Raw genomic sequence first — 12,744 nt, forward strand, 5'->3', positions numbered from 1 at the left:
CGATCCACGGCACCAGACCCCGCTCCCTCACCCAGCCTGATCCAAACGAAAGACCCTAGGGCCTCTCGTTTGGATCTGGCCGAGCCCGGCAAGATCCAAACGAAAGACCCTGGCGGAGTTCAACCGCTCGGCGCACCGAGTCGGCCATGCTCGCCCGGGCGTGGCCGGCTCGCGTCCCGCTCTCCGTCAAGCGTCGAGCAGCGCGGGCCGTGCGACTGACATTGCCCGGACCATCGCCCTCGCCCGGAACGTCGTCTACTGTATACAATCAACTGCGTTCTGCGGACCGGCGCTGATCGATCACCCCAACTCGGAGGTGTCATGGAAGACTTGGACCCCGAAGTCGTACTCGGGATGGCGGCTCAGGCGCCCGACGGTCTGGTGATCATCGACCGTGAAGGGCTGATCCGCTACTGGAACCGAGGCGCTGAGCGGATCTTCGGTTACTCGGCGGCCGAGGTGGCCGGGCGCAATCTGGATGTGATCATTCCCGAGAAGCACCGGCAGCGTCACTGGGACGGTTTTGTGGCGGCCATGGCCGCGGGCGCCAGCAAGTACGGCGACGACGACCTCCTGGCGGTTCCCGCGCTGACCGCGGACGGTTCGACCGTCTCGATCGAGTTCAGTGTGGTGCTGCTGACCGATTCCGACGGCAACGCGAGCCATGTCGGGGCGGTCATCCGGGATGTCACCGCGCGGCGGGCCCAGGAGAAGGCGATACGGCAGCGACTGCTGGCGGCCGAGCCGAGCCGTACGGCGTCCTGACGACCAGTTTCGGAGAGGCGCGGCGGTCGGGTCCCGGTCGTCGTCAGCCGTTTCCGTAGGCCCGCCGCGCGAGGTTCTCGCGGAGTCCGGCCAGCCGGCCGATCTCGGCGTCGAGCGCGGCGAGTCTGCGGCTGACGATGCCGGGTTCGGCGGAACCGCACCGCCGCCGTGGGTTCTCGGAGATCAGATGGAGACGGTCGGCGCAGCTGCGCAGATCCTCGACGGTGAGTCCGAGGCCCAGCATTTCGCGGATGACGCGGATCCGCTCGATCTCGGCGGGACCGTATTCGCGCTGGCCGGATGCCGTACGGACGGGCGGAGGCAGCAATCCGCGCTGCTCGTAGAACCGTAGCGCCCTGGGCGTCGTGCCGGTCGCCGCCGCCGCTTCGCCGATCCGCATCCTTCTGCCACCACTTCCCGTTCTCCGCCGGCCCCAGCCCCGGGCCCCAGCCTCCGGCTGACGAACGGAGACCGTGGCACCACGGCTAGAGTTCCACGACGACGGTCCCGAAGTGCCGGCCTTCGATCAATTCCAGCAACGCCAGCGGCGCGCGATCGATGCCCGCGATCCGGGTGTGAGGGAAGCTGATCGCGCCGGAGCGCAGCCAGTCGCCGAAGCGAGCGGTCCACTCCTTCTCCATGTCCTGGTGGTCCGGGCCGCTGTATCCGCGCAGCGAGATGCCCTTGACGACCAGGCGGAAGGCATCGATCTCCACCGGCGCGCTGCCACCGGCCCGCTGCGCCGACAGCTGTCCCGACAGGGCTCCGACCAGGGCGAACCGCGCACCTTGGCGGGCCGCGCCGAGAGCCGCGACCAGTTGCTCGCCGCCGACGTTGTCCAGCAGGACATCGATCCCGTCGGGCGCCGCCTCGGCGAGCTGCCGGGCGATGGGCCCGGCTCCGCGCAGCACGACCGCGTCATAGCCCAGTTCGGAGACCAGCCGCTCCGCCTTCTCCGGCGAGCCGGTGCTGCCGATCACCCGGCCGGCGCCGAGCAGCCGGGCGATCTGCCCGGCCAGGGAGCCCACTCCTCCCGCCGCTCCGGTGACAAAGACGGTGTCTCCCGCGCGGACATCGGCGAGGAGCGTCAGCGCGCCGTAGGCGGCCGATCCCGAGGAGAGGTATGCGACCGGATCCGGCAGCGTGCCGTCCACGCGAGTGCAGTCGGCGGCGGCCACCAGGGCGTACTCCCGCCAGCCGAGCAGATGGGTGACCGTATCGCCCACGCGCAGCGGGCTGTCGGCTGGCGCCGCCACGACCTCGCCCAGGGCGGGACCGAACAGTGTGTCACCGCTGTGCAGCGGCGGCAGCGGTACGCCCTCGACCTCGCCGCCGATCAGAGTGCGCAGACCGGGAAAGACGAGGAAGTACCGGTTTCTGACGAGAACGTGGCCTGTCCCGGGATGGCCCGTCCCGGGTGTGGGCAGCGGTGTCTCGACCACAGCGAAGTGTTCGGGCCCGGGCAGTCCCTCGGGCATGGCGGCGAGCCGGACCTCGCGGGCGGTGCTGGGCAGAGCTGTGGTCATGTTCGTGCTCCTGAGGGCTGAGGCTGAGGGCTGAGGGCGCTGAGGATGGGCGGGTACGGGTCAGTGCGGCGGCGCGCGCGGCAGGGCAGGCGTTCGCCGTCGGCGTGCGGTGACGCTAACCCCTGACCCGTACGTCAAGGTCAAGCACTGGCAGGCGTGGTCACCGGGAGCGAGAATTGCCGACGCGGGCCGGGTGCCGATACTCCTGGCGTTTCCGATGCCCTGGAGGTGGCGGGATCCATGACCACATCGCGGGACCTGTTCCTTGTGTCCATCGACATGTCGACCGGCCGCCCGGTGGAGCGAGGCGATCTGTCGCTGGCGCTCGCGGGAGCCGAGGTGATCGACCTCATGGACGCCCGTGCCGTCAGGGTGGAAGAGGATCGCCTTGTGCCGGGCGACCGGCCGGCGACGACGGACCGTCTGTTGGCCGGGGCCGCGGCGTCGCTCGTCCGGCAGGAGCCTTACGAGACGGTCGCCGACTGGCTGTGGCGCAGAGGCCGCGGTCTCGCCGCGGCCTATCTGGCCGATCTGGAGGCGGACGGGCAGATCACCCGGGCTCAGCATCGCCGTTGGAAGGTCTTCCGTACCAGCCGTACGGTGCTGACCGATTCGCCTGCCCGGCGCCTGGCGGCGAGCCGCTGGGCAGCGGACGAGCCCGTCCTCGCCGCACTCGCGGCAGCCGTCGGCATCCAGGACGGGCGGACCGAAGACGATGACCGGTGGACCGAAGACACCTCGGGCACGGTTTCCGACGCGGTGGAGACAGTGCTCACGGAGGTCGAGGACGCGGTGGCGGAGCTGGTGGCGGAACGGCAACGGCGCGTCTGGAGACGTGAAGAGGCGGCCGAGGAGAACCGCCGGCGAGGCTACTGACAGACCGTACGCGCGGACTGCACGCGCCGACCGTACGCACGCGCCCGCGATCGTCGCCGCCAGGCAGCCGTCGCGTTCCCGAGGTCCGCTACGAGGTCCGTTGCGCGTCCCGGAACGGACCTTTCGGATGTTCCGGCGCCGTATATCCATGAAGGGTCTGGACCAATCGTCGTTACCTGCTCCCTTATGCTCCTTTTCGCCTGATTGACGGGACGATCATGAGGCTCTTAGCGTGTCCGCGCCAAGGGCAGCGGATCCATGCCCTCGGCACCTCCGTCCGGGGCGCACCAGGCTGCCCCGACTGGGCAAGGGGGCACGTTGCGCAGAGCATCGCGCAGGACACGGATACCAGGGAGCAGCACCGCCGCCGTCGTCATCGCGGGCGCGGCGGCACTCACCTTGATGACGACGGCCCAGACAGGCACGGCGGCGGCCGGCCCGCCTGCCACCGCCACGCTGGGCGCCGATCCCACTCACGAGATCACCCTGATCACCGGTGACCGGGTCCTTGTCGACGCGCACGGAAAGACGGTCGGACTGCGGCCCGCCCCGGGACGCGCCTCGGTGCCGGTCCAGATGCGCGAGGTCAAGGGCCACTCGTATGTACTCCCGGCGGACGCGGCCGGGCTGATCGCCACCGACAAGCTGGACATCCGGCTCTTCGACGTCACCGAGCTGAGCCGTCCCGAGTACCGGACGCTCACGGGCGACGGTGTGCCGCTGCTCGTCTCGTACTCCGGCTCCGGCTCCGGCGCGCGGGAGTCGGCGGGCCGGACGGCCCGCGAAGGGCTGCGGGCGCAGGACGGCACCACCGTACGGGCCGAGATCGACACCGTCGACAGTGGGGCGCTGACCGTACGGGCGAGTGCGGCGGCCGAGGTGTGGGACTCGCTGACCGCGCGTTCCGCGCGAGGCCTGCGGCTCGCCTCCGGGGTTCGCTCCGTACGGCTTGACGGTCTGCTCAGGACGACGCTCGACGTCAGCGTCCCGCAGATCGGCGCGCCGAGCGCGTGGGCCGCCGGACATGACGGCAAAGGCGTGAAGGTCGCCGTCCTGGACACCGGTGTCGACATCAACCACGCTGATTTCGCGGGCCAGATCGCCGCCGGGAAGAACTTCACCTCCGCCGACTCAGCCGACATCATGGACCGTTACGGTCATGGCACTCATGTCGCCTCCATCGTCGCCGGGACCGGCGCGCAGTCGAAGGGCCAGTACAAGGGCGTCGCCCCCGGCGCCCAACTGCTCATCGGCAAGGTGGCGGGCGACCGCGGCGCGGCCACCGAGTCCGCGATCATGGCCGGTATGGAGTGGGCCGTGGAGGAGGGCGCGAAGATCGTCAACCTCTCCATCGGCGGTCCCGACACTCCGGGCGTGGACCCGCTCGAAGAGACCGTCAACAGGCTCTCCGACAAGGCCCTGTTCGTGATCGCGGCAGGCAACTCAGGGCCCGGCGCCGCCACCGTGGGCACCCCGGGCACCGCCGACGGCGCGCTCACCGTGGGCGCCGTCGACAAGCAGGACACGCTCGCCGACTTCTCCTCGCGAGGTCCGCGCATCGGCGACGGCGGGCTCAAGCCCGACATCACCGCGCCCGGTGTCGCCATCACCGCGGCCTCCGCCAAGGGCAGTGTCATCGACCAGAATCCGGGCGTGCCGCGTCCAGGGCCCGGCTATGTGACGCTCGACGGCACCTCCATGGCCACTCCGCATGTGGCCGGCGCGGCGGCGCTGCTCGCCCAGCAGCACCCGGACTGGAGCGGTCCCCGGCTCAAGGCGGCACTGACCGGCTCCGCGAAGCCCGGCCCGTACAGCGCGGTCGAACAGGGCAGCGGCCGGGTCGATGTGACACACGCCATCACCCAGAGCGTGGTCACCGAGCCCGCCTCGCTGAGCTTCGGCGCTCCGGCCTGGCCGCACACCGACGACCAGCCGATCACAAGATCGCTCACCTACCGCAACACCGGCGCCGAGCCGCTCACCCTCGATCTCGCGGCCACCGCCACCGGCCCGACGGGCGCCGACGCACCGGCCGGTTTCTTCACTCTCAGCGCCTCGCGGCTCACCGTCCCGGCCGGCGTCACCGCGTCCGTCGACATCACGGCCGATCCGAGGCTCGGCGGCGATACCGAAGGCGTCTACAGCCTCGCCGTCACCGCGACCGGCGGCGGTCAGAGCGTACGTACGGCCGGCGCCATCCTTCGCGAGGGCGAGATGTACAACCTCACGCTGAAGGCCACGGCCCGCGACGGCTCCGCACCGGCGGGCGGCGACTGGACGGCGTTCATCTACGACCTGGGCGCGCAGACCATGGTCCGGGTGTCGGGCGAGAACGGCTCGGCCCAGGTGCGTCTGCCGCGCGGTGTCTACACCGTCCTCGGCGAGGTTCCGCTGCTCAGCCCGGACCTCGTATACATCGGCGACGACTGGGTCGCCGCGCCTCGGCTCGAACTGACGAAGGACACGGTGCTCGCGGTCGACGCGCGCGAGACCGAGCTGATCGATATGCGACCGCCCGATCCGGACGCCTCGTTCCAGTCCGGATTCCTGACCATCTCGCCGCAGGAGGCACCGGGACCGATCATCCTCTACATAGGTCATCTGCCGGAGGGCTTCCGCACCCAGCAGGTCGGCCCCAAGCCCCGGCCGGGCACGGTGAGTTCGTATCTGCTCTCCTCCTGGGCGGGCGACGGCACGGACTATCTGCTCGCCGACACCCTCAAGAACGGCTTCTACACCGGACACGTCCAGCACGCGAAGGCGAGGGACCTGGCGAAGGTGACGGTCAACACGGGCGGTTCGGTCACCGGAGGCCGCTGGGGCCAGATCGCCTCGACGCCGGACTTCCCGTCCTCCATACCGGTCACCTTCACCGATCTGGCGAGCACCACCACCACATATCTCCAGGGCGGTTACGCGTGGCAGCGGACCTTCCAGCAGCGGCGCGGCGGGACGGCCGAGGCGCAGTACCGGATTCCGTCCCAGGTGTACCGCGGCGGCAGGTCGTATACCGAGGACTTCAACACCGCGGTCTTCGGGCCCGCGCTCGTCGAGGGCGGCGGACTGACGCGCGACGGCGACCGGCTGACCGGTGCGATACGTCCCTTCGCCGACGGCGCCGGACATGACGGGAGCAGTCTGTACGATCCGGCCACCGCGTCCACCACGCTGTACCGCGACGGCGAGGCGTACGCCACGGCCGACGGCGTCCTGGACACGGTGAGCTTCGATCTCCCGGAGGAGAAGGCGCGATACCGGCTGGTCACCACCGTCGGCCGCGCCACCACGGGCGTATCGGCGGTCAGCACGCGGGTGAGCTGGTCGGCCGAGTTCACCTCGGGACGCACGGCGAAGCCGACAGCCCTGCCCGCGAGCGTGGTGCGCTACACGCCCGAACTCGGCCTGGACTCCCGGGCCGTGGCGGGCGCCACGCAGAGTGTGCCGGTCACCGTCCAGGGCTCGGCGGCCGGCCGGAACCTCACGTCCCTGACGGTGTCCGTCTCGTACGACGGCGGTACGTCGTGGTCGAAGGCGGCGGTACGCGACGGACGGGTGAAGGTGGTCAACCCGGCGGCGGGCGGGACGGTTTCGTTCCGGGCCGATGTCAAGGACCGTGCGGGCAACGTCTTCTCGCAGACGGTGCTGGACGCGTATCTGACGAAGTAACGCGCCGGGGACGGAGCAGCAGGGCCGGGGACTGGATGGAACAGCCCCCGGCCCTGCTTCCCGTCCGACAGATCGACGCGCCGGCCGTGCGGAATCCAGTTGTCGGGCATGTCGGACGGCGGAACACCAGCCCTGACAACGATGTCGCGCGATCTTGTGCCACGCGCGCCTCCACTGTGCTGGGCACACTCGTGCGTCAGGCGCGGTCGCCCTGGTGCGGATACGTTGGAAGTGGTGCCGACTCGGCCCGCCGTCCGATGGGAGTGACATGGATATCTCCGGACAGACCGCCTTGATCACTGGCGCCACCGCCGGCATCGGCCGGGCCGTGGCTCTTCAGCTCGCGCGGGAGGGAGCGGAAGCCCTCGTACACGGCCGCGACGCTCAGCGCGGCCATGATGTCGTGGCCGAGATCGAGACCGCCGGCGGCAGGGGCCGGTTCATCGAGGCCGATCTCACCGACACCGCGCAAGTGCTGCGGCTGGCGCGGGAGGCGGGCGAGATCGACATCCTGATCAACAACGCGGGCGTCTACAAGTTCCTGCCCACCTCGCAGATGACCGACGAACTGTTCGACCTGCATATGAACCTGAACACCAAGGTTCCGTATCTGCTGGTCCGTGAGCTGGCGCCGGGCATGGCGGCGCGTGGACACGGATCGATCGTGAACATCAGCACCATCGCCGCCTCGGTCGCCACCAAGGGCGCCGGTATGTACAGCGCTTCCAAGGCCGCCCTGGAGCAGTTGACGGAGATCTGGGCCGCCGAGTACGCGGACAAGGGCATTCGCGTCAACGCCGTCGCACCCGGCCCGACCCGGACTCTCGGCACCGACGCGATGGACCCGGCCACCCTGAAGACCATCGCCGACACCACCGCGCTGGGCCGGGTCGCCGAGCCCGAGGAAGTGGCCGAGGCCGTGGTCTTCCTCGCCTCCGACCGCGCCAGCTACATCACCGGCGAAGTACTGGAAGTGGCGGGCGGCCGGCTCAGCATCGGCTGATGGTGTGGGCGCGCGGGAGCGTGCCGTAGGCGTGTGCCGTACGGGCATGCCCGTACGGCACGTACACGCGTGCCGTACGCGCTACAACCGCGTCAGGCCCTTGATCTTCCAGAGCGAGCCGCCGCCGGTCACCTGCGCCACATAGGCGTCGCCGTTACCGTCGAGCCGGAAGACGACGGAGTTGAGCCCGCGCACGCTCGCGATCTGTGTGCCCTGGCCGGTGGCCGGATTCAGCCGGGTCACCTGGTCGCCGACGGAGAAGTAGACGAGACCGTCGGCCGCGACCGAGATCGACGCCGGCTCGTAGAACTCCTTCGCCACGCTCCTGCTGGCACCGGTGGTCAGGTTCGTCTCCAGGATGCGCCCGGTGAACATGTCGGCGGTGTACGCCAGGCCCTTGCCGTCGACCGCTATGCCCTGGGACAGCCCGAGCCCGGAGGCGACGACCCGGACGGCTCCGCCCTGCGTCACTTCGTAGAGCTTGCCGCTGCCGCCTGTGGCATACGTCGTACCGGCCCTGTGGACGATGCCGTGCAGCGGACCGAGCCCGGAGGCGAGGAGTCCGCGCGATCCGGTGCCGAGGTCCACCTTCCACAGATTGCCGTCGAAGTCGCCCACATAGGCGTTGCCGGCGCCGTCCACATCGATGCCGCGCAGATTGCCGAGCCCGCGCGCGACCGTACTGGTGGCACCGGTCGCCAGATTCACCTTGCGCAGATCGCCGTTCTGATACGTGATGTAGGCGTTTCCGTTCGCGTCATAGGCGGAACTCACCGGCTCGCCGAGCCCGCCGGCGACCTGAGTACAGGCCGCGGAAGGGCAGTTGACGACCGGAACCGCGGCGGCCACGCTCGGTGAGACCGTCAGTCCCGCGCCGGCGAGCGCGCCCAGCACCACGCCGGCGGTCCGGGCACGCCAGCTGCTTGATGAAGTCACGATCGATTCCGTCCGTTCCATGGGGGGTGTGACCGCGCCCAACTCGACGTTGGCCGCGATCATTTGGTAGCACGGACCGTCGATGTGATCGTTCGTCACGCGACAGGAAGGCCGAAACCGATATACCTACGCACGGCCCGAGGGCGAGTTCTCGGCGGCGGGCCGGGGCCACGGGCGGCCCAGGTGGCGTTCGATGTCGGAGTTGAAGCGTTCCAGCGCGTCGGTGAAGGCCGTGACGTCCTCGGGGGCCCAGTCGGCGAGGAGGTCGCCGAGGCCGTTCACCACGCGGTCGCGCTCGGTGTGCAGCCGGTCCCGTCCGGTGTCCGTGATGCGGAACTTACGGGCGATACCGCCGTCGGGATCCGGTACGCGGTCGACCAGATCGTCCCGGAGCATCGCGGACGTCTGCCGGTTGAGTGTCGAGACATCCAGTCCGAAGGCGTCCGAGAGCTGCGCGATCGACATCGGGCCTTCGACTTCGATCCTGGTGAGCAGCAGATAGGCGCTGCGGTCCATCAGACCGCCGTCGCGCTTGCCACGGGGAGACGCGGAGTGGCGTCCCAAGAGCATCAACTCGCGCTCAAGCCGTCGGCTCTCCCTCTCCACAGCGACCATCCTTCATCGTCTCTTCGCGGGCTCGTTCCTCTTGTATACCACGCGATATGCATAGCACATATCGCATGTATGATGCCTGTCGTTTGTATGATGCACATCCTTGTCCGTGGAGGGAAACACAGTGAACGACCAACAGTCCGGCTCCGGCCGCGGCACACCACCCGGCGTGATCGTCATGGTGCTGGCGAGTGCCGGAATCGTCGCCGCCCTGATGCAGACTCTGGTGGTCCCCCTGATCGGCGAGCTGCCCGGGATCCTGCACACCAGCCCCTCCAATGCCTCCTGGTCGGTGATCGCCACCTTGCTGGCGGGAGCCATCTGCACTCCGGTGGTCGGCCGGCTCGGTGACATGTTCGGCAAGCGGCGCATGCTGCTGATCTGTGTGCTGCCCCTGGTGGCGGGCTCGGTGGCATGCGCCCTGGCCGACTCGCTCGTACCGATGGTGATCGGACGGGCCCTCCAGGGCATGGGCATGGGCATCGTCCCGCTGGGCATCAGTGCCGTCCGCGACATCGTGCCGACCGAGCGCGTGGGCTCCTCCATCGCCCTGATCAGCGCCTCCCTGGGGATCGGCGGAGCGCTCGGTCTGCCGATCGCCGCCGCCGTCGCCGAGAACGCGAGCTGGCGCATCCTGTTCTGGGGAGCGGCCGGCCTCAGCGCGCTGGTCGGCGTGCTGATCTGGCGGCTCGTACCGGACATCGAGACCACCGGGCGTGGCGGCTTCGACTATGTGGGCGCCGTCGGTCTGGGCGCGGGACTGCTGTCCCTGCTGCTGGTGGTCTCCAAGGGCGCCGACTGGGGCTGGACGAGCGGGACCACTCTCGGACTGTCCGCCGCGGGTGTCGTACTGCTGCTGCTGTGGGGCCGGTGGGAGCTGCGCGTCAACGATCCGCTGGTCGATCTGCGGGTCACGGCCAAGCGTCAGGTCCTGCTGACGAACCTCGCCTCGGTCGTCGTCGGCTTCTCCATGTACGCCCAGTCGCTCATCGTGCCGCAGCTGCTCCAGATGCCCGAGGCCACCGGCTACGGTCTGGGCCAGTCCATGCTGGCCGCGGGACTGTGGATGGTGCCCGGCGGTCTGTTCATGATGGCCCTCTCGCCGGTGGGCGCCAAGCTGTCGGCGGCCCGTGGCCCGAAGGTCACCCTGTTCGTGGGCTCACTGGTCATCGCCGCCGGCTATGCCTCGTCCCTTTTCCTGATGGGCTCGGCCTGGGGACTGATGATCGTCGTCTGCATCGGCAGTACGGGCGTCGCTCTCGCCTACGGCGCCATGCCCGCGCTCATCATGTCCGCCGTGCCCCAGTCCGAGACGGCCGCCGCCAACGGCTTCAACGCCCTGATGCGTTCCGTCGGCACCTCGGTCTCCGCCGCGGTCGTCGGTGTCGTCCTGGCGCAGATGACCGTCCGGATGGGCGGATTCGAGATTCCCTCGGAGAACGGCTTCCGTACCGGCATGATCATCGGAGGCGTGGTGGCGCTGGTCGCGGCGGCCGTCACTCTCGCGATCCCGGGCGGCAAGACACGGTCCGTCGACCAGGCTCCTGTCTCCACCGGCCCTCAGGAGGTTTCCGGTCTCGCCCGCGGCTGATCTGGCACGGGGCTTACCCGTACGGGGTCTTTTCCGTCCGTAACGGCCCGTCATGGCGGCGCCGCGGCGCGCGTCAGCCGTGTGCGCGTGGGCGGATTCCGTCGGTGAGGAGCAGGAGGAACAGCCGATCGGCCTCGGCCGCGCCGTCCAGGTGCCCCTCCGTGGCCAGCGAGATGCCGTTGACCAGTGTCAGCAAGTCCCTGACGGACACGGCGGAGCTGATCGCGCCGGCCTCGACGGCGCGCCGCAGCAGCGGTTCACCCGCGTCGGTGAGCATCGCGAGGCAGCTCTCCGGGTCTGTCCGTTCGCTGTGCCGGCCCGCGTGGACCAGCGAGGCGGCCAGACCGCGCGTGGACGCGGCATGGCCGCCGACCGCCCGCAGCCAGTCCATGAGCGCGGTCCCGGGATCGGTGTCCCGGGCCGGCTCACGGGCCTGCTCGCAGAGGACCTCCACCCGGCCGCGGAAGACCGCCTCCAGCAGCGAGCAGCGGCTGGGGAAGTGACGGTGCAGCGTGGCGGAGCCGACCTGAGCCTTGCGGGCGATCTCCTCCAGGGAGGCGTCGACGCCGTGCTCGGCCACCTCGGCCTCGGCCGCGGCGAGGATGCGCTCGTAATTGCGCCGGGCGTCCGCACGCATCGCGCGTCCGGACGCCTTCGGCGCTGCTCCGTCCGTGGAGCCTCTGAACCCTTTGGGCACTGTGGACACGGGATTCCCTTCGGCTTGCTAAGTGGGGAGGCCCTCCGTATGTTACGCGTACGCGATCCCGGGTCCCAGCGGGCCGAGGCGTTCGAGGCGTTCGGTGCGCGACTGGTGCGCGGTGATCTCTACGACCGCGATTCGGTGCGGCGGAACTGGCCGGTGAGCGGCTGACGATGAGGCGGATCGCCCAGGTGCTCTCCGGCGTGCTGGGCGTGGAGCTGACCGCTCCGTCCCTGAGCCTGGCGGAGGCCGTCGCGCAGGGCATGCCGGAATGGGGCGTCGCACACGAGTGGCGGAACCAGGCCGGCTCTCCGGCGCGACCGGAGTACGCGCGGGCGCCGGGACTGCCCACCACCGACTTCAGTGCATGGGCCGCGCAGAACATGTGACACCCGGCCATGTGACACCCGGCCATGTGACACCCGGCCATGTGATGCCCAGCCATGTGGTCCCTGGTCCGGGCGGTACGACGGAGGAGCCCGCCGGACATGAGCCGCGGCCGGTCCCTGCTCTCTGAGTACGCGTACTCACGCCGGCCGGGCAGTACCGGGCGACGATGAGGAACCGAACTCACCGCCACCGGAGGGCCGTTCATGCTCAGCCGTATCGCCGGAGCCGTCGTACCGCTCTTCGGGCAGCTGACGGTCACGACCGACGCCGACGCCGAACTGCGGCCCGGCAGCATCATCGCCGCGAACCACACCTCACTCAGCGATCCGGCGGTCGTTCTCGCCGCCCTGCACCGCCTCGGCGTGGAGCCCGTCGTCCTGGCCGCCGCCGGACTGTGGCGGATCCCGCTCCTTGCCGCGGCACTCACCAGGGACGGCTATGTGCCGGTGTACCGCGGTGATCCGCGGGCCGCCCGCGCACTGGAGGGCGCCATGGACGCGCTGGCCGCGGGCCGTCTCGTCCTGCTCTACGGCGAGGGCGGCCTCCCGCACCGCAAGGACGCCGGCGAAGCCGCGCCGCGGCCCTTCCGCAGCGGTATCGCCCGTCTGGCGCGGGCCACCGGCGCTCCGGTCGTCCCGCTCGGCCAGGCCGGTGCGCGCCGGCTCGTCTCCGGGAGCCG

Annotated in this window: 13 protein-coding genes; 8 read left to right on the top strand and 5 right to left on the bottom strand. The window is 70.1% G+C overall.

All coding sequences use genetic code 11. From position 1 onward, the window contains the following. The first annotated feature begins 321 nt into the window (after positions 1-321). The gene (locus GA0115259_RS07020; protein ID WP_093592426.1) at positions 322-765 is read left to right on the top strand and encodes a PAS domain-containing protein; all 444 of its coding nucleotides are present in this window, start codon (positions 322-324) and stop codon (positions 763-765) included. Positions 766-808: 43 nt separating this feature from the next. Here the strand turns inward: GA0115259_RS07020 and GA0115259_RS07025 are convergent, their stop codons facing one another. Next, a complete protein-coding gene (locus GA0115259_RS07025; protein ID WP_093592429.1) occupies positions 809-1,165 on the bottom strand; it encodes a MerR family transcriptional regulator in 357 nt (118 codons plus the stop codon). Positions 1,166-1,250: 85 nt separating this feature from the next. Beyond that, positions 1,251-2,291, bottom strand: coding sequence for an MDR family NADP-dependent oxidoreductase (locus GA0115259_RS07030; protein WP_093592432.1), 1,041 nt, complete (start codon positions 2,289-2,291; stop codon positions 1,251-1,253). Between the two features lie 240 nt (positions 2,292-2,531). Here GA0115259_RS07030 and GA0115259_RS07035 point away from each other — a divergent pair, with 240 nt between their 5' ends. From GA0115259_RS07035 to GA0115259_RS07045, 3 genes are all read left to right on the top strand, one after another. Further along, the gene (locus tag GA0115259_RS07035) at positions 2,532-3,167 is read left to right on the top strand and encodes a GOLPH3/VPS74 family protein (RefSeq protein WP_093592435.1); all 636 of its coding nucleotides are present in this window, start codon (positions 2,532-2,534) and stop codon (positions 3,165-3,167) included. A gap of 318 nt (positions 3,168-3,485) precedes the next feature. Continuing rightward, the gene (locus GA0115259_RS07040) at positions 3,486-6,833 is read left to right on the top strand and encodes a S8 family peptidase (RefSeq protein WP_237539821.1); all 3,348 of its coding nucleotides are present in this window, start codon (positions 3,486-3,488) and stop codon (positions 6,831-6,833) included. A 268-nt stretch (positions 6,834-7,101) separates the two neighbouring features. Further along, complete coding sequence (locus tag GA0115259_RS07045) at positions 7,102-7,836, top strand: SDR family NAD(P)-dependent oxidoreductase (RefSeq protein WP_093592441.1); 735 nt, start codon at positions 7,102-7,104, stop codon at positions 7,834-7,836. Between the two features lie 81 nt (positions 7,837-7,917). Here the strand turns inward: GA0115259_RS07045 and GA0115259_RS07050 are convergent, their stop codons facing one another. Together GA0115259_RS07050 and GA0115259_RS07055 are read right to left on the bottom strand one after the other, a co-directional pair. Beyond that, positions 7,918-8,772 (bottom strand): Vgb family protein, encoded by an 855-nt coding sequence (locus GA0115259_RS07050; RefSeq protein ID WP_256097931.1) that lies wholly within the window; start codon positions 8,770-8,772, stop codon positions 7,918-7,920. A 126-nt stretch (positions 8,773-8,898) separates the two neighbouring features. After that, on the bottom strand, positions 8,899-9,378 hold the full coding sequence (locus tag GA0115259_RS07055) for a MarR family winged helix-turn-helix transcriptional regulator (RefSeq protein ID WP_093592457.1): 480 nt from the start codon (positions 9,376-9,378) through the stop codon (positions 8,899-8,901). Between the two features lie 184 nt (positions 9,379-9,562). On the opposite strand from GA0115259_RS07055, the gene GA0115259_RS07060 reads away from it, so the two are divergent. Beyond that, entirely contained in the window at positions 9,563-10,975 is a 1,413-nt protein-coding gene (locus GA0115259_RS07060) for an MFS transporter (protein ID WP_093592460.1), read from the top strand. A gap of 73 nt (positions 10,976-11,048) precedes the next feature. Here the strand turns inward: GA0115259_RS07060 and GA0115259_RS07065 are convergent, their stop codons facing one another. After that, positions 11,049-11,681, bottom strand: coding sequence for a TetR/AcrR family transcriptional regulator (locus tag GA0115259_RS07065; RefSeq protein ID WP_370747482.1), 633 nt, complete (start codon positions 11,679-11,681; stop codon positions 11,049-11,051). 39 nt (positions 11,682-11,720) lie between these two features. Between GA0115259_RS07065 and GA0115259_RS41570 the strand changes: the two genes are divergently transcribed. The 3 genes from GA0115259_RS41570 to GA0115259_RS07075 form a co-directional block, all read left to right on the top strand. Continuing rightward, complete coding sequence (locus GA0115259_RS41570) at positions 11,721-11,846, top strand: hypothetical protein (RefSeq protein WP_256097932.1); 126 nt, start codon at positions 11,721-11,723, stop codon at positions 11,844-11,846. Positions 11,847-11,848: 2 nt separating this feature from the next. Then, on the top strand, positions 11,849-12,064 hold the full coding sequence (locus GA0115259_RS07070) for a hypothetical protein (RefSeq protein ID WP_093592447.1): 216 nt from the start codon (positions 11,849-11,851) through the stop codon (positions 12,062-12,064). A gap of 204 nt (positions 12,065-12,268) precedes the next feature. Next, on the top strand, positions 12,269-12,744 hold a 476-nt coding region (locus GA0115259_RS07075), incomplete at its 3' end, for a lysophospholipid acyltransferase family protein (protein WP_093592450.1).

The sequence above is a fragment of the Streptomyces sp. MnatMP-M17 genome, from assembly GCF_900091995.1.
Taxonomy (GTDB): domain Bacteria; phylum Actinomycetota; class Actinomycetes; order Streptomycetales; family Streptomycetaceae; genus Streptomyces.

Bases quoted from the DNA above. Each gene is read 5' to 3' on its own strand.
- GA0115259_RS07020 (WP_093592426.1), top strand. From the start codon at position 322: ATGGAAGACTTGGACCCCGAAGTCGTACTCGGGATGGCGGCTCAGGCG.
- GA0115259_RS07025 (WP_093592429.1), bottom strand. From the start codon at position 1,165: ATGCGGATCGGCGAAGCGGCGGCGGCGACCGGCACGACGCCCAGGGCG.
- GA0115259_RS07030 (WP_093592432.1), bottom strand. From the start codon at position 2,291: ATGACCACAGCTCTGCCCAGCACCGCCCGCGAGGTCCGGCTCGCCGCC.
- GA0115259_RS07035 (WP_093592435.1), top strand. From the start codon at position 2,532: ATGACCACATCGCGGGACCTGTTCCTTGTGTCCATCGACATGTCGACC.
- GA0115259_RS07045 (WP_093592441.1), top strand. From the start codon at position 7,102: ATGGATATCTCCGGACAGACCGCCTTGATCACTGGCGCCACCGCCGGC.
- GA0115259_RS07060 (WP_093592460.1), top strand. From the start codon at position 9,563: ATGGTGCTGGCGAGTGCCGGAATCGTCGCCGCCCTGATGCAGACTCTG.
- GA0115259_RS41570 (WP_256097932.1), top strand. From the start codon at position 11,721: ATGTTACGCGTACGCGATCCCGGGTCCCAGCGGGCCGAGGCGTTCGAG.
- GA0115259_RS07070 (WP_093592447.1), top strand. From the start codon at position 11,849: ATGAGGCGGATCGCCCAGGTGCTCTCCGGCGTGCTGGGCGTGGAGCTG.